20 protein-coding genes are annotated in these 20,997 nt (G+C 66.1%); 11 read left to right on the top strand and 9 right to left on the bottom strand.

Annotation, left to right across the window (positions count from 1 at the left end; all coding sequences use genetic code 11):
- The 5 genes from ACFQZZ_RS09755 to ACFQZZ_RS09735 all read left to right on the top strand — a co-directional run bounded on the left by ACFQZZ_RS09755 (position 1) and on the right by ACFQZZ_RS09735 (position 4,743).
- A complete protein-coding gene (locus tag ACFQZZ_RS09755; RefSeq protein ID WP_378677100.1) occupies positions 1–1,191 on the top strand; it encodes an acyl-CoA dehydrogenase family protein in 1,191 nt (396 codons plus the stop codon).
- Positions 1,188–1,997, top strand: a complete 810-nt coding sequence (locus ACFQZZ_RS09750) for an SDR family oxidoreductase (RefSeq protein WP_378677097.1) — start codon at positions 1,188–1,190, stop codon at positions 1,995–1,997. Before ACFQZZ_RS09755 ends, ACFQZZ_RS09750 begins: the two co-directional genes overlap by 4 nt.
- Before the next feature lie 159 nt (positions 1,998–2,156).
- The gene (locus ACFQZZ_RS09745; protein ID WP_378677093.1) at positions 2,157–2,891 is read left to right on the top strand and encodes a hypothetical protein; all 735 of its coding nucleotides are present in this window, start codon (positions 2,157–2,159) and stop codon (positions 2,889–2,891) included.
- 49 nt (positions 2,892–2,940) lie between these two features.
- The gene (locus tag ACFQZZ_RS09740) at positions 2,941–3,549 is read left to right on the top strand and encodes a TetR/AcrR family transcriptional regulator (RefSeq protein ID WP_378677090.1); all 609 of its coding nucleotides are present in this window, start codon (positions 2,941–2,943) and stop codon (positions 3,547–3,549) included.
- Between the two features lie 9 nt (positions 3,550–3,558).
- Positions 3,559–4,743, top strand: a complete 1,185-nt coding sequence (locus ACFQZZ_RS09735) for an acetyl-CoA C-acetyltransferase (RefSeq protein ID WP_378677087.1) — start codon at positions 3,559–3,561, stop codon at positions 4,741–4,743.
- Between the two features lie 215 nt (positions 4,744–4,958).
- Here ACFQZZ_RS09735 and ACFQZZ_RS09730 read toward each other — a convergent pair whose 3' ends face one another.
- From ACFQZZ_RS09730 to ACFQZZ_RS09715, 4 genes are read right to left on the bottom strand one after another with little or no spacing between them, the layout of a single operon-like run.
- Positions 4,959–6,059 carry an NAD(P)H-dependent flavin oxidoreductase gene (locus ACFQZZ_RS09730; RefSeq protein ID WP_378677084.1) on the bottom strand — a complete coding sequence of 367 codons (1,101 nt, stop codon included), beginning with the start codon at positions 6,057–6,059 and terminating at the stop codon, positions 4,959–4,961.
- Complete coding sequence (locus ACFQZZ_RS09725; protein WP_378678324.1) at positions 6,056–6,820, bottom strand: CoA-transferase subunit beta; 765 nt, start codon at positions 6,818–6,820, stop codon at positions 6,056–6,058. Before ACFQZZ_RS09725 ends, ACFQZZ_RS09730 begins: the two co-directional genes overlap by 4 nt.
- On the bottom strand, positions 6,811–7,695 hold the full coding sequence (locus ACFQZZ_RS09720) for a CoA transferase subunit A (protein ID WP_378677081.1): 885 nt from the start codon (positions 7,693–7,695) through the stop codon (positions 6,811–6,813). The genes ACFQZZ_RS09725 and ACFQZZ_RS09720 overlap by 10 nt, the downstream gene beginning before the upstream one ends.
- A gap of 4 nt (positions 7,696–7,699) precedes the next feature.
- A complete protein-coding gene (locus tag ACFQZZ_RS09715) occupies positions 7,700–8,476 on the bottom strand; it encodes an enoyl-CoA hydratase family protein (RefSeq protein ID WP_378677079.1) in 777 nt (258 codons plus the stop codon).
- A 74-nt stretch (positions 8,477–8,550) separates the two neighbouring features.
- On the opposite strand from ACFQZZ_RS09715, the gene ACFQZZ_RS09710 reads away from it, so the two are divergent.
- The 5 genes from ACFQZZ_RS09710 (at position 8,551) to ACFQZZ_RS09690 (ending at position 14,802) form a co-directional block, all read left to right on the top strand.
- The gene (locus ACFQZZ_RS09710; RefSeq protein WP_378677076.1) at positions 8,551–9,348 is read left to right on the top strand and encodes an SDR family oxidoreductase; all 798 of its coding nucleotides are present in this window, start codon (positions 8,551–8,553) and stop codon (positions 9,346–9,348) included.
- Between the two features lie 48 nt (positions 9,349–9,396).
- A complete protein-coding gene (locus tag ACFQZZ_RS09705) occupies positions 9,397–10,308 on the top strand; it encodes an SDR family oxidoreductase (protein ID WP_378677073.1) in 912 nt (303 codons plus the stop codon).
- 1,808 nt (positions 10,309–12,116) lie between these two features.
- Entirely contained in the window at positions 12,117–13,202 is a 1,086-nt protein-coding gene (locus ACFQZZ_RS09700; protein ID WP_378677070.1) for a hypothetical protein, read from the top strand.
- Positions 13,203–13,279: 77 nt separating this feature from the next.
- Positions 13,280–13,795 (top strand): ImmA/IrrE family metallo-endopeptidase, encoded by a 516-nt coding sequence (locus tag ACFQZZ_RS09695; protein ID WP_378677067.1) that lies wholly within the window; start codon positions 13,280–13,282, stop codon positions 13,793–13,795.
- Positions 13,792–14,802 carry a hypothetical protein gene (locus ACFQZZ_RS09690; protein ID WP_378677064.1) on the top strand — a complete coding sequence of 337 codons (1,011 nt, stop codon included), beginning with the start codon at positions 13,792–13,794 and terminating at the stop codon, positions 14,800–14,802. The genes ACFQZZ_RS09695 and ACFQZZ_RS09690 overlap by 4 nt, the downstream gene beginning before the upstream one ends.
- A 283-nt stretch (positions 14,803–15,085) precedes the next feature.
- Here the strand turns inward: ACFQZZ_RS09690 and ACFQZZ_RS09685 are convergent, their stop codons facing one another.
- Together ACFQZZ_RS09685 and ACFQZZ_RS09680 are read right to left on the bottom strand one after the other, a co-directional pair.
- Entirely contained in the window at positions 15,086–15,502 is a 417-nt protein-coding gene (locus ACFQZZ_RS09685; protein WP_011207048.1) for a helix-turn-helix domain-containing protein, read from the bottom strand.
- 359 nt (positions 15,503–15,861) lie between these two features.
- Positions 15,862–17,025: a steroid 3-ketoacyl-CoA thiolase gene (locus ACFQZZ_RS09680; protein ID WP_378677061.1), complete on the bottom strand. Its 1,164-nt coding sequence runs from the start codon at positions 17,023–17,025 to the stop codon at positions 15,862–15,864.
- 99 nt (positions 17,026–17,124) lie between these two features.
- On the opposite strand from ACFQZZ_RS09680, the gene ACFQZZ_RS09675 reads away from it, so the two are divergent.
- The gene (locus ACFQZZ_RS09675) at positions 17,125–18,435 is read left to right on the top strand and encodes a cytochrome P450 (RefSeq protein WP_378677058.1); all 1,311 of its coding nucleotides are present in this window, start codon (positions 17,125–17,127) and stop codon (positions 18,433–18,435) included.
- An 87-nt stretch (positions 18,436–18,522) separates the two neighbouring features.
- Here the strand turns inward: ACFQZZ_RS09675 and ACFQZZ_RS09670 are convergent, their stop codons facing one another.
- Genes ACFQZZ_RS09670 through ACFQZZ_RS09660 form a run of 3 tightly spaced genes read right to left on the bottom strand, consistent with a single transcriptional unit; the run spans position 18,523 to position 20,989 of the window.
- Complete coding sequence (locus tag ACFQZZ_RS09670) at positions 18,523–18,939, bottom strand: nuclear transport factor 2 family protein (protein ID WP_378677056.1); 417 nt, start codon at positions 18,937–18,939, stop codon at positions 18,523–18,525.
- Positions 18,936–19,826: a TIGR03619 family F420-dependent LLM class oxidoreductase gene (locus tag ACFQZZ_RS09665; protein ID WP_378677053.1), complete on the bottom strand. Its 891-nt coding sequence runs from the start codon at positions 19,824–19,826 to the stop codon at positions 18,936–18,938. The genes ACFQZZ_RS09670 and ACFQZZ_RS09665 overlap by 4 nt, the downstream gene beginning before the upstream one ends.
- Positions 19,823–20,989, bottom strand: coding sequence for a thiolase domain-containing protein (locus ACFQZZ_RS09660; RefSeq protein ID WP_378677050.1), 1,167 nt, complete (start codon positions 20,987–20,989; stop codon positions 19,823–19,825). The genes ACFQZZ_RS09665 and ACFQZZ_RS09660 overlap by 4 nt, the downstream gene beginning before the upstream one ends.
- Positions 20,990–20,997: the final 8 nt, after the last annotated feature.

The raw sequence follows: 20,997 nt of genomic DNA, 5'->3' as shown, positions 1-20,997 counted from the left end.
GTGGTTGCGATCCAGACCTCAGATTCCGACACTGCCGCACAGGACGCGCGGTTTTCCGCAGAAGTGCGCCAGTGGTTGGACGAGAATCTCAACGGAGAATTCCGCGAGCTGCGCGGACTAGGCGGGCCGGGCCGGGAACACGAGGCGTTCGACGAACGCCTCGCCTGGGACCGGCACCTGGCCGCGTCCGGCTGGACCTGCCTCGGCTGGCCCAAGGAATACGGCGGCCGCGAGGCGTCGGTGCGGCAGCAGGTGATCTTCCATGAGGAGTACGCCAAGGCCAATGCGCCCGCCAGGGTCTCGCATGTCGGTGAGGAGTTGCTCGGGCCGACGGTCATCGCCTTCGGCACCGACGAGCAGAAGGCCAGGTTCCTGCCCGGAGTTCGCAATGTCACCGAGCTGTGGTGCCAGGGCTACTCGGAACCGGGCGCGGGCTCGGACCTGGCGGCCATCACCACCACCGCGCAGCTGGACGGTGACGAATGGTCGATCAACGGCCAGAAGATCTGGACCTCGCTGGCCCATGTCGCCGACTGGTGCTTCGTCATCGCGCGCACCGAGCGCGGCTCCTCCCGCCACAAGGGCCTTTCCTACCTGCTGGTTCCCATGAAGCAGCCGGGTATCGAGGTGCGCCCGATCATCCAGCTGACCGGAACCTCGGAATTCAACGAGGTCTTCTTCGATAACGCGCGCACCGCCGCGGACCTGGTGGTCGGCGCGCCGGGCGACGGCTGGCGCATCGCCATGGGCACACTGACCTTCGAGCGCGGCATCTCCACACTCGGTCAGCAGATCAGGTTCGCCCGCGAACTGGCCGATGTCGAAGCGCTCGCCCGCCGCACCGGCGCGGCCGACGATCCACTGATCGCCGACCGGATCGACAAGGCTTGGGTGGGACTGCGCGTACTGCGCGCGCACGCGCTGCGCACGATGGAAGGCACCGGCGCCGACGATGGGGGCCAGGCCTCCGTCTCGAAGCTGTTGTGGGCCAACTGGCATCGCGGCCTCGGCGAACTCGCCATGGCGGTGCTCGGTCCCGCGGGCCTGCTCGCCGACGAAGACGATCTGAACGAATGGCAGCGGCTGTATCTGTTCACCCGCGCCGACACCATCTACGGAGGTTCGAACGAAGTGCAGCGCAACATCATCTCCGAGCGCGTGCTCGGTCTGCCGCGGGAGGCGCGTCCATGAGTGACAACACAGCACGGCCGCTCTCCATCGCACCCGAGCCCATTCCCGGCCACGGTCTGCTGACCGGCCGGACCGCCGTCGTCACCGCCGCCGCGGGCACCGGAATCGGCTCGGCAACGGCACGCAGGCTGCTCTCCGAAGGCGCAGATGTCGTCGTATCCGATTGGCACGAGCGGCGTCTGGCCGAGACCGAGGTCGAGCTGAAGGCCGAATTCCCGGATCGCAGGGTCGCGTCGATCGCCTGTGACGTGCAGAGCACCGAGCAGGTCAACGAGTTGGTGCGCGGCGCGGCAACCGCTTTCGGCCGCATCGACATCATGGTCAACAACGCGGGCCTCGGCGGCGAGACCCCGGTGGTCGATATGACCGACGAACAGTGGGACCGCGTCCTCGACATCACCCTCAACGGCACCTTCCGCTGCACTCGCGCCGCGCTCGCCTACTTCCGCGATGCGGGCCACGGCGGCGTGATCGTCAACAACGCCAGCGTCCTCGGCTGGCGCGCCCAATACGGCCAGGCCCACTACGCCGCCGCAAAAGCGGGCGTGATGGCGCTGACCCGATGCAGTGCGATCGAGGCTGCCGAACTCGGCGTCCGGATCAACGCGGTGGCCCCGAGCATCGCAAGGCACGCGTTCCTGGACAAGGTCAGCTCGACCGAACTGCTCGACCGGCTCTCCGAGGGCGAAGCCTTCGGCCGCGCCGCCGAGCCGTGGGAAGTGGCCGCGACCATCGCCATGCTGGCAAGCGACTACACCTCGTACCTCACCGGCGAAGTCGTCTCGGTGAGCAGTCAACGCGCCTGAGTTTCTGTGGTCGTCGGCGCCGGAATGCGATCGCATCCAGACCTCTGCCGGTTGGGGCAAAGTGGGCGTCTGATCAGGTAAAAAAGGATGGCGCGTTGAGTCGTCGGGTGTGCCATGCTGAGGGTGGTCGGATCCCGCACTCCCAAAGGGGCGATGGCTATGGGCTTGGATCGCCCAATTGCCCGCGAACAACTGGAACTCGAATTGGTGCGCGAAGTGGTACTGGCCAGGCGTCGCCTGGACAGCTTGGTACTTGCTGCGCTGACCCTCGGTGCCGAACTGATGGACCACCTGTCCGAGCGGGCAACCGCGACACGGGCCGCGCAGATCCTGGAACAGTATGCCGTCGACGAGGGCGAAGTCGCGCGAGATCCGCGCGGCGCGTTGCGCTCGGATATGGCCCGCGACCACGCGCGGGCCTGCCGGATCGGACTCAGTGCGCAGCCGGGTGTGCCCGCCTCCGAACAGGACCGGCGCAGGCAGCGGCAGGCGGCGCTACTGTGCGAGGTGCGGGCCGATCTGCTCGAGGTGGTCAGCAAGAGCCGGAAATTCCGGTTCGATCGCGTCACGTTCGCGGACGAGATCGCGCAGGGACTGTGTGCGGCCACCGACAAGCTGGTCGTTGGTGCGGATATGGATACCTATCAAGCCTGGCAGCGCGGCATGGTGCTGAAGCTGAACGAGGTACCGATGCCCTTCGGACCGCCCCGGGTGATGGCGACGGTGGATGCCGGGCCCGGGCGCGGTCAGCTCATCGTCGAGTGGGACAGCTGCGAGCGGCGTCTTGCGCTGGTGGCGCGGCTGGCGCGAGCGGGTGTGTCGCCCGTGGTGATCTGCGACCGGCTCCTCGCGGACCTGTCGGTCTCGTCACCACTGCGGTATTCGCAGCGGTAATGGATAGGCGAGACTCGACCAAGCAAATGCTTGGTTGTATTATGGCGACGTGACCGCACCAGACGCCTCGAAATCAGCACGGCGCAATGAACTGCTCGCACTGGCAGCCCAGCTGTTCGCCGAGCGGGGGCTGCGCGCGACAACCGTGCGCGATATCGCCGATGCGGCCGGAATCCTATCGGGGAGCCTCTATCACCACTTCGATTCCAAGGAGTCGATGGTCGACGAGATCCTGCGCGGCTTCCTCGACGATCTGTTCGGGCGCTACCGGGAGATCGTCGGTTCCGGGCTCAGCTCGCGAGATACCTTGGAAGCCTTGGTGCTTGCTTCCTACGAGTCCTTCGACCGCTCGCACGCGGCGGTCGCGATCTACCAGGCCGAGGCCAAGCGCCTGCGCACCTCGGACCGGTTCACCTATATCGCCGAGTACAACCGCGAATTCCGCGAGCTCTGGCACCGGGTGCTGACCAACGGTGTGCACGACGGCAGCTTCCGGCCCGAACTCGATGTCGAACTGGCCTACCGCTTCCTGCGCGACACCGTGTGGGTCGCGGTGCGGTGGTACGAGCCGGGTGGCGCCATCACCGTCGAAAACCTTGCCAAGCAGTACCTGACCATCGTGCTCGACGGGCTCACCGTGCCCGAGCACTCCAAGTAGGAGAACTTCATGTCTGCACCTGCCCGCCGTCCCTACGCCCCGCTGCGCGATGCCTACGTGATCGACGCGGTGCGCACCCCGGTCGGCAAGCGCAACGGCGCACTGGCCGCCGTCCACCCCGCCGATCTCGGCGCGGCCGCTCTGCGAGGCCTGTTGGACCGCAACACGATCGACCCTGCGGCCGTCGACGATGTGATCGTCGGCTGCGTCGACAACATCGGCCCGCAGGCGGGCAATATCGGCCGGACCGCGTGGCTGACCGCCGGATACCCGGAGGAAGTCCCCGGCGTCACCGTCGACCGGCAGTGCGGATCCAGCCAGCAGGCCATCAATTTCGGCGCGCAGGCCATCATGAGCGGCACCGCCGAGGTGATCGTCGCGGGCGGCGTGCAGAACATGAGCGCCATTCCGATCTCCGCGGCGATGCTCGCCGGCAAGGAGTACGGGTTCGACTCCCCGTTCGTCGGGGCCACCGGCTGGGATCACCGCTATGGCACCGGCGAGGTTTCGCAGTTCAACGGCGCGCAGCTGATCGCCGATAAGTGGGACATCAGCCGGGAAGACATGGAGCGCTGGGCACTGCGCAGCCATGAGCGAGCACGCGATGCGATCAAGAACGGTCGTTTCGATCGGGAGATCATTCCGGTCGGCGACTTCTGGATCGACCAGTGCCCGCGGGAGACCACGCTCGAGAAGATGGCGTCGCTGCCCGTGCTCGCCGAGGGCGGCACGCTGACCGCCGCGGTCGCCAGCCAGATCTCCGACGGCGCGAGCGCGACACTGCTGGCATCCGAATGGGCTGTCGAGGCATATGGATTGAAGCCACGCGCCCGCATCCATCACGTGAGTGCCCGCGGCGCCGATCCGATCATGATGCTTACCGGCCCCATTCCTGCGACCAAGTGGGCGCTGGAGAAGTCCGGGCTGACCATCGACGACATCGACGTGGTCGAGATCAACGAGGCCTTCGCGCCAGTGGTCCTGGCGTGGCTGAAGGAGACCGGCGCGGACCCGGAGCGGGTCAACGTCAACGGCGGCGCAATCGCCCTCGGCCACCCGCTCGGTGCCACCGGCGCAAAGCTTTTCGCGACGTTGCTCAACGAGCTCGAGCGTGTCAACGGCCGCTACGGCCTGCTCACCATCTGCGAGGGCGGCGGCACGGCGAACGCGACGATCATCGAACGCCTCAGCTAAGCCTTCGTCAGTCTCGCTGAGTAAACCGAAGGCCGCCCCTTGGAGCCGATTTCAACGGGCGGCCTTGACCTCTACCGTCACACACCCATCTAGATCAACAGGGCATCGCTGCGGCATCGACCGACGGTCCGCCACCATGTCCCTGGCATACGGAAGGCCGCCCCGGTCAGCTGGACCAGGGCGGCCTTAGCGGGTAAACCGAAGGGGCGCTTCGGTTAGGGCGCGCTCGGGGTCACCTTGTGGTGCTCGGTGAGTGCGGCGATGGCCTCGATTCGCGCGACGGCATCGGTAATGATGCGGTCGATGAGTTCTTTGCAGGTGGGCAGGTCGTCGATGATGCCGGTGACCTGGCCTGCGGCCAGTACGCCTGCATGGGTGTTGCCCTCGACGAGGCCGGCGCGCAACAGCATCGGGGTGTTGGCGGCCATCACGACCTGAGACCAGCTGAGGTCTTTCGCCTTTCGCATGGCCAGTCCGTCGCGGACCATGGTCGACCACTTCATGCCGGTCATGCCCTTGAACTTCGCCGCGTTCGAGACGGCGGCGGCCAGGCCGCGCCAACGGCCCGAATGTTCCAGGCGCTGCACCAGTTCCGTGTTGAGCACCCGGTGTGGCATGCCATCGACCTTGAGCGAGACCACCGTGTCCTGCAACTGCCTGGCCAGGTACTCCTGCTTGACCGCATCGGGCACCGTGCTCTCCTGCGTGAGCAGGAAGCGCGTGCCCATCGCGATGCCCGCCGCGCCGTAGGCCAAGGCGGCTGCCAGGCCGCGCCCGTCGAAAAAGCCGCCTGCCGCGACGACCGGGATATCGACGGCGTCCAGCACCGAGGGCAGCAGCAGTGTGGTTGCCACCGGGCCGGTGTGCCCACCGCCCTCGCCGCCCTGCACGATCACCGCGTCCGCACCCCACGAGGCCACCTTCACGGCATGCTTCGCTGCGCCGATCGACGGAATCACCACGACCCCGGCGTCTTTCAGCTTGGCGATGAGGTCCTGCTTGGGGGCGAGCGCGAACGACGCAACCGCCACCTTCTCGCGGATGAGCAGGTCGATGCGTTCGGGAGCGTCCGAAGCGTCGGCGCGAATGTTCACGCCGAACGGTTTCGTGGTCTGCGCCTTGGTCTTCGCGATCGCCGCCTCCAACTCCGCGAAGGTCATGGTGGCCGAGGCGAGAATGCCGAGACCACCCGCGTTCGCGGTCGCCGACACCAGGCTCGGGCCCGCTACCCAGCCCATGCCGGTCTGCACGATCGGGTGCTCGACGCCGACGAGCTCGGTCAATGCGGTCCGCAATGGTCCGCTGCGCTCACTCATGCCGGAACCTCCGATTCACGAACTTTCTTGGGGTCGAGCACATCTCGGATCAGCCGCAGCTGCTCGGCCGTTGGCAGCGGCGTCTCACCGGCGTCGGCAAGCCCCGCGATATCGAAGGAGCTGTTCTCGGCGACCTCGTCGGCGGTGACGCCGGGGTGCAGGCTGCGTGCCCGCATCGTGTGGTCCGGGCCCTCGAAATCGAAGACGCCGAGGTTGGTGACCACTCGGTGCAGGTGGTGAAACCGGAACGCCGGGTTGGATGAATCGACCTTGTCGTAGCCGACGCCGGAGACGATGTCGACCTGATCGACGAAGACGCGCTTCGTGTGCCGCGAAACCCAGTAGCTGGTCGCATGATTGATGGTGTTGCCTGGAGCGCCGCGCACGCCGAACATCTGCCTGCTCGGCTGCTGGAGCGGGCCGAACGCCGAGAGGTTCTGATTGCCGAACCGGTCGATCTGGTTGGCGCCCATCACCACATGGCGGCGGCCGGAGGCCACCACGTCGAACACCCTGCGGAACGGAATCCAGCCCTCGATCGGCGACTTGCCACCGAGTGGGGGAGTGTCGGCGAACAACAGCGCCTCGCCGTCGGAGAGCAGCAGGTCCGGCTCGGTGGTCAGCTTGGCAAGGCGTGCGCCGAGGATCGACATCGGCGACATCGGACTCGCCATGATTTCCCCGGCGCCGCTGAAGATTTCGGCGCAGGCAACAGCGCAGATCTCGGCCCTGGTGATGGTCTCGGTGCTCGTCACTTCGATGCCTCCTGTGCGAACTCGCGAACGGCGGCCTGGTACTCCGCTTCGGAGACGGCCAAATATTTGTCGACGAACTGCTGCCATGCCTCCGGCGTCTTGGCCGATTCCACGTAGTGGCGCTGGAACTTCTCGTCGCGGCCGTAACTGTCACCGGCCAAGGTGAAGTGCGCGCCGTCGGGCGCCTCGACGACGCCGTCCACCATCATGCGGTTGAGCAATAGCGATTGCAGCGGAACGGTTTTCACGAGTTCCTCGGTATCGACCACCCGCTCCACCGAGACGTAGCGGCGCTCGGCGGCCAGGCAGTACAGGTCGTCGAAGTACGGATCGACTCCGGTGTAGCCGGCATTGCCGTGCCGATCGCCGATGTTCAGATGCACAAGGGCCGCGTCGAGTTCGAGCGCGGGCATCGCGACCAGCGTCTCGGTCTTGCCGTCCGCGTCGGCGTACGGCGAGGTGACGGTGCGCAGTTCGCCGTCCCAGAAATTGATGACATCGGACCCGAGCCCGGCGCGGATCGGCAGGAACGGCAGTCGCGCCGCGGCTGCCTCCAGCCCGCACTTGAGCATGCCCTCGTCCATTTCCCGCGCCACCAGCGCACCCGAGGTGCGCGCTTTTGAGAACCACGGATCGTAGAACGGCGGCGAATCCAGTGATACGAAGCCGTAGTACGCCTTGCGGACCTTGCCCGCCGAGCACAGCAGCCCGAGGTCCGGCCCGCCGTAGCTGACCACGGTCAGGTCGGTGATGTCCGAGCGCAGAATGGCCCGCACCATGGCCATCGGCTTGCGCCGGGAACCCCAGCCACCGATGCCGATGGTCATTCCGCTGCGCAGTTCGCCGACGACCTCGTCGAGCGACATTCGCTTGTCCCGCATGGTCTTAGTTCCCCTTGCTCTCTGCTGCCTTGCGCGCCGCCAGATCGTCGTCGAAGCGGGCGCGGATCTCGTCCGCCACACCGGCCAGGTTCAGCTCGAAGGTGAACCCCTGCTCGAAGCGGTAGCTGCGGTGCACGTCCTGCACATCGATGCCGTTGAGCGCGCGCTTCGCCGCACGAATCACCCGGCCGTCCTTTGCCGCGATGTTCTTGGCGACCTCCATTGCGGCGGCGTCCAGTTCGGCACGCGGAACCACCTGGTACACCGAGCCGAAGTGCTGCAGCTGCTGTGCGGTGATGGTGCTCGCGGTGTAGAACAGCGCACGCATCAGGTGTTGCGGGACCAGCCTCGACAGGTGGGTTGCCGCACCGAGCGCACCGCGGTCGACCTCGGGCAGGCCGAAGGTGGCATCGTCCGAGGCGATGACGACGTCGGCATTGCCGACCAGCCCGATGCCGCCGCCGAGGCAGAAGCCCTGCACGGCGGCGATCACCGGAACCGGGCAGTCGTATACCGCCGCAAACGCCTCGTAGCAGCCGTGATTCGCATCGATCAGCGCCTGATGGCCCGGTGAGCGCTGCATTTCCTTGATGTCGACACCGGCGTTGAACCCGCGGTTCTCCGCGCGCAGCACGACCACCTTGGTCTCTTGCTCGCGTCCGGCCGCCCGGATCTCGTCCGCGATGGCGAACCAGCCGTCGGACGGTATGGCATTGACCGGCGGGTAATCGACCGTGACCACGGTGATGCCGGTTGATTCGGAGTGACGGTTGATCCCCATCGCATATCCCATCGTGCGTGCCGGATTAGCTCGGCGCATTGGCAAAGCAAGCAGTTGCTTGGTAGGTTAGCACGGTGGCACTCGAAATCGATCTCGCCGGCAGCGTCGTTCTGGTCACCGGAGGTGTGCGCGGGGTGGGCGCCGGGGTGAGTAAGGCATTTCTCGCCGCGGGCGCGACCGTGGTGGCGTGTGCCCGGCGCCCGGCCGACGACCCGGTGCGAAGCGGCGGGCGCGAGATCGAATATCTGCCGTGCGATGTGCGCGATGCGGAGGCCGTACAGGCACTGATCGACGCGATCGTCGAGCGGCACGGCCATCTCGACCATCTGATCAACAATGCGGGTGGCGCGCCGTTCGCCCTCGCCGCCGACGCGAGCAAGAACTTCCACGCCAAGATCGTCGAGTTGAATCTGCTCGCACCGTTGCTTGTTTCACAGGCCGCGAACGCTGTGATGCAGCAGCAGCACGGCGGCGGATCGATCGTGATGGTCTCGAGCGTGAGCGGGCACCGGCCCTCTCCTGGCACCGCCGCCTACGGCGCGGCGAAGGCGGGTATCGACAGCCTCACCGCCTCGCTCGCGGTCGAGTGGGCGCCCAAGGTCCGGGTGAACTCGCTTGTCGTCGGTCCGGTCGAGACGGAGCAGAGCGAGCTGCACTACGGCGACCAGGACGGTATCGACGCGGTGGGCGAGACGATCCCGCTCGGGCGGATGGCCAAGCCCGACGACATCGGCCGCTGTGCCGCCTTCCTTGCCTCACCACTGGCTTCCTATGTCAGCGGCGCGACCCTGCTCGTCCACGGTGGCGGGGAACGCCCGGCCTTCCTCGCGGCGTCCAATGCGGCCGTCGGCGAAAAACTCGCCGACGCCTGACCGCACAGACCCGACTTAATAGACAAATACGACAGAGGGACAACAGGTATGGACACCGAGCAGATCTGCGCCGGGCGCATCGTCATCGTCACCGGCGCGGGCCGCGGCATCGGCCGGGCGCACGCGCTGGCTTTCGCCGCCGCGGGCGCCCGCGTGGTGGTCAACGATCTCGGCTCGGCGCTGGATGGCGCGGAGACCACGGAGACGCCCGCCGAGCAGGTGGTTGCCGAAATCAAAGCGCTCGGCGGCGAGGCCGTCGCCAACGGCGACGACATCGCGGACTGGGACGGCGCCCGCAATCTGATCCGGCAGGCCGTCGACACGTTCGGCGGTCTCGACGTGCTCGTCAACAACGCGGGCTTCGTGCGGGACCGGATGCTGGTCAATCTCGGCGAGGACGAATGGGACGCGGTCATCCGGGTCCACCTCAAGGGCCACTTCGCGACCATGCGGCACGCGATCGAGTACTGGCGCGGTGAGTCCAAAGCGGGCCGCGCCGTCGATGCCCGCATCATCAACACCAGCTCGGGCGCAGGCCTGCAGGGCAGCGTCGGCCAGGGCAACTACGGCGCGGCCAAGGCAGGCATCGCAGGCCTCACCCTGACCGCATCCGCCGAGTTCGCCCGCTACGGCGTCACCGTGAATGCCATCGCCCCGGCCGCCCGCACCCGGATGACCGAGACCGTCTTCGCCGAAACCATGGCCGCCCCGGAGGACGGCTTCGACGCGATGGCCCCGGAGAACATCTCCCCTCTGGTCGTCTGGCTCGGCAGCACCCAGTCCGCCGCCATCACCGGCCGCATGTTCGAGGTCGAAGGCGGCAAGGTGGCCTTGGCCGACGGCTGGCGCCACGGCGTCGCCGTAGACCGCGGTGCCCGCTGGACCCCCGCCGAACTCGCCCCCGTAGTCGCCGACCTGATCGCAAAGGCAGCCCCACCAGAACCGGTATACGGCGCCTGACCTTCAGCGATCCGTCCGCCTTCGCCGCGCAAGCCGACACTGACCGCAGCACGCCAACATCTCGCCCGACAATCAACACGCTCGGCCGAAGCGCCTGACCCATTGACGGCGGTCGCCCCCATCGGTCGTCCCAACACCCCTTTCCTAGACCGCACACCCCGTACACGGGGTGTGCGGTTAGGACACGGGGTGTCCGGTCCCTCGATCACGCCGCGTGTGGGGTGGGGTGGCTGTGTCGGCGATGGATGGCGGGTTGTTTGCGTCGCAACGACGATTGCGCCCTATGGATCGTGCTCGAGACGCAGATGCCCACGCTGGAATCTGACGTTGCGCATCCGAACACTCCTTACATCAGCCGTACACCCAATACACGGGGTGTGCGGCAGTAACACGGGGTGTTCGGTACCGGGCGGCATCCGCCTCGTGACGCGATCACAGTCAGACGATCACGCGGGCGGCTGGCGCTGCGCGTCCTGACACCCCGCGTCGTCACCGCGCACCCAGTGCACGGGGTGCGCGGTTGCTACACGGGGTGTTCGGTTCTCGGGTGGCGTCGCTGGCGACGCACCCACAGTCAGACGGCCACGTTGGAAGCTGGCGCTGCGCATCCGAACACTCTTTACATCAGCCGTACACCCAGTACACGGGGTGTGCGGCTGTAACACGGGGTGCACGGTCCTTCGATCACGCCGAGTGTGGGGGGCGTTGTCGGCGATGAGCGGCGGGTTGTGTGCGTTGCAACGACGGGTTGCGCTGTTGTCTAGGGATCGTGCTCGAGACGTAACCACAGCCGGATGACCACGCTGGAACTCGATGTTGCGCACCTGGCTGCGGGAGGTAAGCCGGGTACGGCACTCGTCGTGCCCAGCACTGCCCCCGGTAATTCCCGGGTAGGCGAACCTTTCCGGGACGGCATTGTGGTGGGTTCGTTCCCGGGACGTACCCCGCTCCGGTTCCGGTGCGGGAGAACAGGTTGCGTTGGGGTGGTTTTCGGGGCAGTGCTGGGTGCGTCGTGTGGGGTACCCGGCTTACCTTCCGCAGTCAGGTGCGCGGTGTCGGGTTCCGGCGTGAGGACTGGCTGTGGTGGCGTTGTAGGGATTTTCGAGACCAAAGACAGCTGGGCGCGGTGGCGGGTTCCGTTGTGGGGGCTGGTGGTTGTGGTGTTGTGGGGATTTCGAGATCAGAGACGGTTGGTGTTGCGGGTCGGCTGTTGGTGACAGCTATACCTGTTGTGCCGTGGTGGTGTCGGGTTCTGGTGTGGGGCTGGTTGTGGTGGTGTTGTGGGGATTTCGAGATCAGAGACGGTTGGTGTTGCGGGTCGGCTGTTGGTGACGGCCATACCTGTTGTGCCGTGGTGGTGTCGGGTTCTGGTGTGAGGACTGGTTGCGGTGGCGTTGTGGGGATTTCGAGGTGTGTCGCTGGGTTCGGAGGTACGGCCGATCCAGGGTGTGTGGCCGGGCTGAGGGATGCGTGAACGGTCCGATGGGTTCGGGGCCGCGCGATGTACGGATCGGTGGAAGGGGCGGTGTGTCCGAGGTGAGCGGTCCGCGCAGTGCGGATTTCCCGGGGTGGTTGATGGGCGGGGTCGGGCGCTGGGTATTACGCGGAAGGACGTGCGGGATTGCCGTGTGTGCGCGGGGGAGCGCGGCGTCTCAGCGTGTCGGGCGTGTCTCATGGAGTGGCTGGGCCGACCCTCTGCGCTGATTTGGGCTGGGGTTTACTATGGGCTCCCGTCCGTTAAGTCCCGGACCTGTGCGTTGCGACCGGGTGAAGATCTGCGCTATATCGAATGAGGGGAAGGCTGGCGCATGGCCGTTGGTCGCACGTCGCGCGTAGTTGCAGTAGCTGCGGCTGTTGCCGGTATTGCGCTACTCGGGGGCGTCGCGGCGCAGGCCCAGCCCGATTCCTCCGACTCCTCCGGTACCTCAGGCCATGACGACGGGGATGTCTGGCAGCCGCTTTCCATCCCGGGCCAGCAGTCGCCCGTTGGTCTTTCGGTAGAGCCGATCGAATCCGCGTTGGACGTGGCGCTGGTTCCCGGTTCGGCCGCAGCTGGTTCGGCCGCTGGGGGTTCGGCCGCAGCTTCGGCTACGGCGACCTCGGTGATTCTCGGTGCGCTGCTCGGCTCGGGCTCAGCGGGACTCGGTGTCGCACTCGGCACGGGTTCGGCAGCGCTCGGATCTGCGGCAGTCGGTACCGGTTCGACTGTTGTCGGTACCGGCTCCGCCGTGGTCGGGACGGGTTCCGCTGTTGTCGGAACCGGTTCTGCGGCAGTCGGTTCGGCTGCCGTCGGTACCGGTTCTGCCGTTCTCGGCACAGGTTCGGCGCTCGGTGCGACGGGTTCCGCCGCGGTCGGTTCGGCAGGCGTTGGGTCCGCTGGTGTGGGTTCGGCAGGTATTGGTTCGGCTGGTGTCGGTTCGGCTGGTGTCGGCTCCGCCGGTGTCGGTTCGGCGGGCATCGGAACCGGTTCTGCGGCAGTCGGTTCTGCGGCGCTCGGTTCGGCAAGCCCGCTGCTGCTGCTCTTGATACCGCTTCCTGCTCCGCCTGCCCCGGTCGTCCCGCCCGTTCCCATGGTCATCCCGCCCGCGGCCCCGCAGATCGCGCCGGTCCTCGTGGCCGCGCCACCCGCGCCCGCTCTCGCGGACGCACCTCCGCCTCCGCCCGCACCCCCTGCCACAGCCCCGCCGGCGGCGCCCGCCAAACCTAATCCGGACGTGCGGCCGACCAGTGCGAACGACGGACTGCCCAAGCCGAAGCTGTTGTCGGTGATCGGTGGCCTCGTCGCGATGGCGTTGGTCGGAACCGGTTCCGGCGCAGTGAGTTTCCAGAGTGCCTCGGCCGCGCAGGCGCGCATTGATGCGGCACGTGCCGAGTTCTTCGGACCGCGGGCGTGAGGGGCTACTGATGACTGAGCGAACCGATTCACAACGTGCGTCGCACAAGCCGGAGTCGAGCGTCAGTGGGGTGCGGCATGAGTGAGAGCAGGACACAGAGCAGCTCCCGGTCCTACCGGCGGGTGGCCGCGGCGGTCGATGCCGTATGCGCCGTCGCCGCGGACTTCGACGCGACAACCCTCGACGAGGTTGTCGCGTCGATCGCCAGTGAACGCAACCGGGAGATCGAGATCGCCAGTGCGCAACTGGGTCCCGGCGTCTGCGGACAGCGCAGGTTCTATCCGGACCGGGACGTGATCGTGCTGGCCACCGCACTGCCGAGCCGAGACCACACCCTCGCACACGAGTTGGGCCACATCGTGTTCGATCACGAAGGCGCGCCTGCGCCGGAGGTGACGCTGGAGGCCAGCGACGATTTGATCGCGTACATGCTCAGCCAGCGGGCACATCAGCAGATCATGGACGACGGCGCCGACGAACTCGCCGAATGGGAGGCCGAGACGTTCGCCGCCATGTTGATGACCCGCTTGCGCGTATTCAACAGCCGAGGCGCAGGCGTCTCGGTCCTTCGATTCGATGAGGCACTCGGATGACCCTCTGGTTGACTGCCTTGCTGGTCTGGGTTGCCGCCGGTGCGCGAGTGGGCCGCGTGCTGGTGAAGCCCGCGACGACCGCCCGGGTGGCCATCGTCGTCGCGGTCGCCGCCGTCGCGCTTGCCGCCACGGTCGCGGTCCCCGAGATCGCATTGGCGATCGATAATCTACTGCCGCGCGGACTGCACAACGCCATGCTCTCCGAAGGTGTTGTGGTGTCGGCGTGGATGATTTTCGCCACGGCCACTTCGGTAGTCGCCTCGGCCGCATGGCCGGTGGTGTCGCGCCAGAACCTGCGCCAGATCGCCATGGTGATCTACGGCATCGGTGCGATCGCGATCGCGATCACGCTGGCCTGGTCGACCACCTTCGGCTGGGTCGTCGTGGCACTCGGCAGCATATTCATCGTCATTACCGGACTGCGCAACCTCGACTGGACGGCGCTCGGTCGCGGTATCGCGATCTACACCACGGGCACGGCGTTCGTGGCGGTGCTCGCGGTACTGGAGGTCCGTCAGGCATTCATCGATGCGCCGCGAACAGTTCCGGGCCATGCGGCGTGGGCATGGCCCGCATGGGAGATCGCCAGTCTGCTCATCGCATTCGGTGCGGTATGGATCGTGGTCGAACTGTGGGTGCGAGCACGGGTGCTGCTGCGCCAGATTCGGCCGCTGCACCGCGTCATGATCGGCCGGTTCCCCGAGGTGATCGCGCACGAGCAGGCGACTTCGTCGACTCAGCTCAAGGCGTCCGATCAAGTGGCACAGATCATGGACGCCCTCTACCTGCAGTCGGGTGGCGGCCTTGAGTTGATTGCGGCGGGTCCGCCGCCCTTGTCACCGGTCGAGCGTGCGGACCGAGTCGCGGAGTGGGCGCGTAATCCATTGGGCGACGTAGTAGTAGACGCGCGGTGGATTGCTCCGCCCGAGGGAATCAGCCCGCGCGGTTGGGTCCAAACCATCGCTCGCGCCTACGAGGCGTCCACTCCCGCCCACGCCCAGAATTGATCGACTCGCCGCAATACTGATCATCGCGGCGCATTCTCGATGAAACCCCCGTATTGAATCTCCTGACACAACAACGAATCCGGCTCGGCGATCGCCGAGCCGGATTCGTGTTAAGCCCACCCCGGTATCCGATCAACTGTTTCGTACACACATGGGTAAGTCGCGGGGAAGCTTGTAACTCACCCCCCGCATGCTCCGCCAGCCCATAATTTTGGGGGCACCCCAACCCATGACGAAGTACGGTGCGACCCGAAGGTCGCACCGTACCGCACTGTGGGAGAACCTATTCGGTGCCGTCCGGAGGAATTTCGGGCAAGCCTTCGCTTGCTCGCAACTTCTCCGCCATGGAGGTGAGGAGGTTCTGTGATTCTTCGGACAGATCGAACGCTCTACTCGACAACCGCCGCAATCCGTAGCCCTGCAGCTGGGACAGCAACTCCAGATCGTGATCGATCTTGGCGGCATAGATGTCGTTGAAGAAGTAGTCCGGCTTGACCTTGAAGAACTTGGCCAGTGCAGCCACCGTTTCGTCCGACGGGTTGGTCCGCTGTCCCGACCGCAACTGCGAGAGGTACGGTTTGGAGATCGGATGCCCGGAGGCCGTCAGCGCAGCCGCAACCTCCGCGTTGGTGTGCGGCTTGCGCCCCGGGGGATGCACGGTTTCGAACAGCTTGTTCAGCCGCGCCGCGAAATCAGCCATTGTGAGCCGCCCAATTCCCTTCGCTGTACTAACAGTCGTTATCTCGGATACGTATCATTGATATTAGCGGCTCAGTAACTGAAAACCTACGCCTGATTCAGGATTTCCTTGAAGCTTCTAGGTCCAGCCCCGGCGAAGTCACTGCGACCGTTGCGTTTGCGGGTCGCCCCAACGGCTCTTGCGAAGGGGTGGTGTTCACCGGTTCTGGCCCGTCGCAGAGGTCTTGCCCGTCGGATCGATGATAGCCGAAACATAGCTGACGTCTCATCTAGTTGCCCGAAGTGGACTTTGTGTGGCGTACGACACGTTTTGGCGGCTTTGGGATGAACGTTCAACAATCGGGGAATTGGTTGACGTTCTTACAGTCGCTCGATGATCGTGCCCGTCGCCAGTGCGCCACCTGCGCACATGAGCACCATCGCCGTGCTGCCCCCGGTTCGCTCCAGTTCGTGCAAAGCCGTTGTGATGAGCCGAGATCCGGTGGAGCCCACTGGGTGCCCGAGTGCGATCGCGCCACCGTTGACATTTACCCGGTCCATGTCTGGATTGTGTACAGACGCCCACGAAAGTGCGACCGAAGCGAATGCCTCATTGATCTCGAATAGATCGATGTCACCGATATTCATGCCGGACCGCTCCAGTAGCCGTGTGCACGCCTGAACGGGGCCGTCGAGATGGAACTCCGGCTCGGCGCCGACGAGGACTTGCGTGACAATCCGGGCGCGCGGCCGCAATCCCGCTTGCTGCGCGGCCTTTTCGTCCATCAGCAGGACCGCTGCGGCGCCGTCGGAGATCTGCGACGAGGTGCCCGCGGTGTGGATACCACCCTCGAGCACCGGCTTCAGTTTGGCGAGGCTTTCCAGGTTGGTGTCCCGCAGACCCTGGTCCCTGGTCACCTCGAGCTTCTCGCCGGTGAGGTTGCCCTCCTTGTCGGCGACGGGTGCGGTCACCGAAAGCACCTCACGATCGAAGCGGCCCTCGGCCCATGCCTGGGCCGCCCGCTGCTGTGAGCGGACGCCGAGTGCGTCGACATCATCGCGAGTAATGCCGCGCCGCTTGGCAATACGCTCGGCCGCCTCGAACTGGTTGGGCAGGTCGATGCTCCACGTGGCGGGTCGGCGCGGGCCCGCGTTCGTGCCGACGTTGGCGCCCAAGGGAACTCGGCTCATGGCTTCCACGCCGCAGGCCATGCCGATATCGATGGCGCCGGTCGCGATGAGCCCGGCGATCAGGTGATTGGCCTGCTGCGCCGAACCGCACTGCGCGTCGATGGTGGTGGCGCCGACCTGCCACGGCAGGCCCGCGTGCAGCCATGCGACCCGGGTGACGTTGTTGGACTGCTCGCCGGCCTGGGTGACGCAGCCGCCGATGACCTGTTCCACCAGGGCTGGATCCAGGTGTGCTTTCTCCAGTAGTCCGCGCTGAGTCAGGCCGAGTAGTTCGGCGGCGTGCAGGCCCGACAGCCAGCCCCCGCGCTTGCCGATCGGGGTGCGAGCGGCCTCGACGATGACGGGTGTGCCCATGTCCAACCTTTCATTTGGGACAGAAAACTGAAACGTGTATCCACGATAGCTCCAGGGGGATCTGTCCTGTTCTTTCCTCGTTCTTCCGCCTGTGCTTCAATGATTGTAGAACGTGTTTCAGTTTGTCGAAGGAGACATCTGGTGGTTGACCCTCGGAATGCCCGGCCCAATCTGCCGGACGGGTTCGACGTCACTGACCCCGACATTTACGCCGAGCGGATTCCGGTCGAGGAGTACGCGGAACTGCGCCGGACCGCCCCGATCTGGTGGAACCCGAAGTCGCCAGAGAGGGGTGGATTCCACGACGACGGCTTCTGGGTCGTCAGCAAGCACGCGGAAGTCAAGGAGGTCTCGCGGCGCAGCGAGGTGTTCTCCTCATTCGAGAACACCGCGATCCCGCGCTTCAATGACGAGATCACCCGCGAGGCGATCGAACTGCAGCGGTTCGTCTTGCTCAATATGGACGCGCCGCAGCACACCAAACTGCGCAAGATCATCTCGCGCGGCTTCACCCCGCGCGTGATCAACGGGCTGCGCGCCGAACTCAAGGCCAGGGCAGAGTCGATCGTGCAGGCGGCGGTGGAGTCCGGATCCGGTGACTTCGTCACCCAGGTCGCCTCCGAGCTGCCGCTGCAAGCGATCGCCGAGCTGATCGGTATTCCGCAGGAAGACCGGATGAAGGTATTCACCTGGTCGAACGATATGACCGGGTACGACGACCCGGAAAACGAGGCCGACCCGGTCGCCGCGTCCACCGAGGTCCTCGGCTACGCCTACCAGATGGCCGCGGCGCGCAAGGAGTGTCCGGCCGACGACATCGTGACCAAACTGATCGAGGCGGATGTCGACGGCGATGAGCTGACGCCGGAGGAATTCGGATTCTTCGTGATCATGCTGGCCGTGGCGGGCAACGAGACGACCCGCAACGCGATCACCCACGGCATGGCGGCCTTCCTGGATAACCCAGATCAGTGGGAGCTGTTCAAGAAGGAGCGCCCGGCCACCGCCGCCGACGAGATCATTCGGTGGGCGACCCCGGTGACCTCGTTCCAGCGGACCGCGCTCGAGGACACCGAGCTCGGGGGAGTGCAGATCAAGAAGGGGCAGCGGGTGGTCATGCTCTACAGCTCGGCCAACTTCGACGAGGATGTCTTCGAGAACCCGGAAAAGTTCGACATCACCCGAAAGGACAACCAGCACTTGTCCTTCGGCGGCACCGGCGCGCACTTCTGCATCGGTGCGAACCTGGCCAGGATGGAGGTCGATCTGATCTTCAACGCCATCGCCGACTACATGCCCGATATCAGCAAGCTCGGCGACCCGAAGCGCCTGCGCTCCGGCTGGCTCAACGGCGTCAAGGAGTTCTCGGTGGACTACAAGTCCTCGGGGGGCTGCCCGGTCGCGCACTGACGAAACACGAAGGGCCCTCGTACCCGGCAGTCCCCTTGCCGGTACGAGGGCCCTTCGTTGTGCTGCCTCGAGGGTGAGGCGGCGAGGTCAGCTGACGGGTTTGGCGGTGGCCATGGCGCGGTCGACCTCCCAGAATGCCCGCAGCGCCGCGATTTTGCCTGTTTCATCCACCTTGTAGGTGAATACGCCGTCGGCATCGATCTGATGGCCACCGAGCTTGGATCGAATGGTGCCGGTGAAGGCGATCTCGTTACCGCAGGCGAAGGAATCACCGAACAGGAACTCGATCGAATCGGTCTTCGCGATCGCCATGTCCCAGAAAGCCGCGATGGCCTCCTTGCCCCGGTGACCCTTGCCCTCGGGGTCGAAACCCGAAGGGCCGATAGGATCTTCGACGATGCCGTCCTCGGCGAACAGTGCGACCCAGGCCTGCTTGTCCCTGGCCCGCACCGCCGCTTGCGAGGCGAGCCCGGCGGCTCGCGCTGGATGTTCGGTAGTGGTCATACCCCTGCCTTCGCGACGATGGGTTCCTCGATATTCTTCGCGGCGAATCGGCGCAGCGACTCCTGCTTGGCCGCCAGCGCACCGTCGAAGCCGATACCGTCGGCCAGCCACGGGACCACGATCGCGTCGGTCACTCCGGCGTCGGCCAGATCCTGGTATCCGGATCGGCCGAACCGGTCGATGCATACCGCCTGGATCTCGAATGGTTCAGTGTCGCGGCCGAATTCGGCACGCAGCGTACCCAGCTTGCCGATGGTCCGAACCAGCTCGTCGTAGGTCATCATCGCCGAGGTCCAGCCGTCGCCGATCTTGGCGGCGCGACGCAGTGCGGGCTCGGTGTGCCCACCGACGTAGAACGGCACCGGCTCAGTCGGGGCGGGGCTGATCTGCAGCGGGTCGAAATCGAAGAACTCGCCGTGGTACTCGACCATGCCGCCGCCGAGGACCAGTTTGATGACCTCGATCATCTCGTCGACCCTGGCGCCGCGCCGCGCGTACGGAACGCCGCACCACTCGAATTCCTCCGGCGCCCAACCGATCCCGACACCGAATCCGAAACGGTTGCCGGATAGGTTTGCGACCGAGCCGACCTGCCTGGCCAGTAGCAATGGATTGCGGGAACCGAGTTTGAGCACATTGGTGTAGAAGCGGATCCGGCTGGTCACCGCCGCCATGGCGGTCGCCCCGATGAGTGGGTCGACCCATGGCGTCTCCGGCCCCCAGAAGCGGCTGCCGTCGGCGGTGTACGGATACTTCGCCGACGCGGACTTCATGTAGAACAGCGAGTCGGGCAGTCCGATGGAGGCGAAACCGCATTCCTCCGCGGTCTTCGCCAGCTCCGGCAGTTGCTCGAGCGGGCTCAGCGCGATACCGAGGGTGAACTTCATCGCCGCTCGGATCCGACGACCCACATCGAGAAGTACTGCGAGCCGCCGCCGTACGCGTGGCCGAGTGCCTTCTTGGCATTTTCGACCTGGTAAGCCCCGGCCCGACCCATCACCTGCTTGGCGGCCTCGGCGAAGCGGATGAGCCCGGACGCGCCGATCGGATTCGAGGAGAGCACGCCACCGGAGGGGTTGACCGGCAGCGTGCCGCCGATCTCCGTCTCGCCCTTGTCGGTGAGCTTCCAGCCGTCGCCGGGCGGCACGAAGCCGAGATTCTCCAGCCACATCGGTTCGAACCACGAGAAGGGCACGTAGATTTCGGCGACATCGATCTCGGCGAGCGGGTCGGTGATCCCGGCGGCCTTCCACAGCGCGGCGGCCGCGTCCTGGCCTGCCTGCGGATTCACCTGGTCGCGCCCGGCGAAGGTGGTCGGTTCGGTGCGCATCGCGGTGCCGTGCACCCACGCCACCTTCTTGCCCGCTGCTTCGGCGGCGGTCGCTGCTTCCTCGTCGCCGATCACCACCGCGCACGCCCCGTCCGAGGAGGGACAGGTCTCGTCGAATCGGATGGGATCCCACAGCATTTGGGACGCCAGCACCTTCTCCAGCGTGATATCCGGTTGATGCAGGTGCGCGAGGGGGTTCTTGGCGCCGTTGCGACGATCCTTCACCGCCACCATCGCGCCGATGTGGCTCGGCGCGTTCGAGCGCCGAATGTAGGAACGGACGTGCGGCGCGAAGTACCCGCCCGCGCCGGCGCCGACCGGCATGGTGAACGGCACGGGAATCGACAATGCCCACATGGCGTTCGATTCCGATTGCTTCTCCCAGGCGATCGCCAGCACGCGCTTGTGCACCCCGGCCTGCACCAGGTTGGCGGCGACCACGCCGGTCGAGCCGCCGACCGAGCCCGCGGTATGAACGCGCAGCAGCGGTTTTCCGGTGGCGCCCAACGCATCTGCGAGATACAGCTCGGGCATCATGACGCCCTCGAAGAGGTCGGGAGCCTTACCGACCACCACCGCGTCGATGTCGGCGATGGTGAGGCCCGAATCCTCGAGCGCGCGATCAATTGCCTCGCGACACATGCCCGCCATGGACACGTCGGTCCGTTTCGTCACGTGATGGGTTTGTCCGGTGCCGAGCACCGCGGCAGGGAGTGTCACGACTGCAC

Origin of the sequence: Nocardia sp. GCM10030253 (assembly GCF_042675075.1) — a bacterium.
GTDB lineage: Bacteria > Actinomycetota > Actinomycetes > Mycobacteriales > Mycobacteriaceae > Nocardia.
This window is presented reverse-complemented; position numbering and strand designations above follow the sequence as displayed.

Bases quoted from the DNA above. Each gene is read 5' to 3' on its own strand.
- ACFQZZ_RS09665 (WP_378677053.1), bottom strand. From the start codon at position 19,826: ATGAAGTTCACCCTCGGTATCGCGCTGAGCCCGCTCGAGCAACTGCCG.
- ACFQZZ_RS09685 (WP_011207048.1), bottom strand. From the start codon at position 15,502: ATGGCTGATTTCGCGGCGCGGCTGAACAAGCTGTTCGAAACCGTGCAT.
- ACFQZZ_RS09700 (WP_378677070.1), top strand. From the start codon at position 12,117: ATGGCCGTTGGTCGCACGTCGCGCGTAGTTGCAGTAGCTGCGGCTGTT.
- ACFQZZ_RS09730 (WP_378677084.1), bottom strand. From the start codon at position 6,059: ATGAGTGAGCGCAGCGGACCATTGCGGACCGCATTGACCGAGCTCGTC.
- ACFQZZ_RS09750 (WP_378677097.1), top strand. From the start codon at position 1,188: ATGAGTGACAACACAGCACGGCCGCTCTCCATCGCACCCGAGCCCATT.
- ACFQZZ_RS09735 (WP_378677087.1), top strand. From the start codon at position 3,559: ATGTCTGCACCTGCCCGCCGTCCCTACGCCCCGCTGCGCGATGCCTAC.
- ACFQZZ_RS09675 (WP_378677058.1), top strand. From the start codon at position 17,125: ATGATTGTAGAACGTGTTTCAGTTTGTCGAAGGAGACATCTGGTGGTT.
- ACFQZZ_RS09690 (WP_378677064.1), top strand. From the start codon at position 13,792: ATGACCCTCTGGTTGACTGCCTTGCTGGTCTGGGTTGCCGCCGGTGCG.
- ACFQZZ_RS09705 (WP_378677073.1), top strand. From the start codon at position 9,397: ATGGACACCGAGCAGATCTGCGCCGGGCGCATCGTCATCGTCACCGGC.
- ACFQZZ_RS09745 (WP_378677093.1), top strand. From the start codon at position 2,157: ATGGGCTTGGATCGCCCAATTGCCCGCGAACAACTGGAACTCGAATTG.
- ACFQZZ_RS09695 (WP_378677067.1), top strand. From the start codon at position 13,280: ATGAGTGAGAGCAGGACACAGAGCAGCTCCCGGTCCTACCGGCGGGTG.
- ACFQZZ_RS09670 (WP_378677056.1), bottom strand. From the start codon at position 18,939: ATGACCACTACCGAACATCCAGCGCGAGCCGCCGGGCTCGCCTCGCAA.
- ACFQZZ_RS09720 (WP_378677081.1), bottom strand. From the start codon at position 7,695: ATGCGGGACAAGCGAATGTCGCTCGACGAGGTCGTCGGCGAACTGCGC.
- ACFQZZ_RS09715 (WP_378677079.1), bottom strand. From the start codon at position 8,476: ATGGGGATCAACCGTCACTCCGAATCAACCGGCATCACCGTGGTCACG.
- ACFQZZ_RS09680 (WP_378677061.1), bottom strand. From the start codon at position 17,025: ATGGGCACACCCGTCATCGTCGAGGCCGCTCGCACCCCGATCGGCAAG.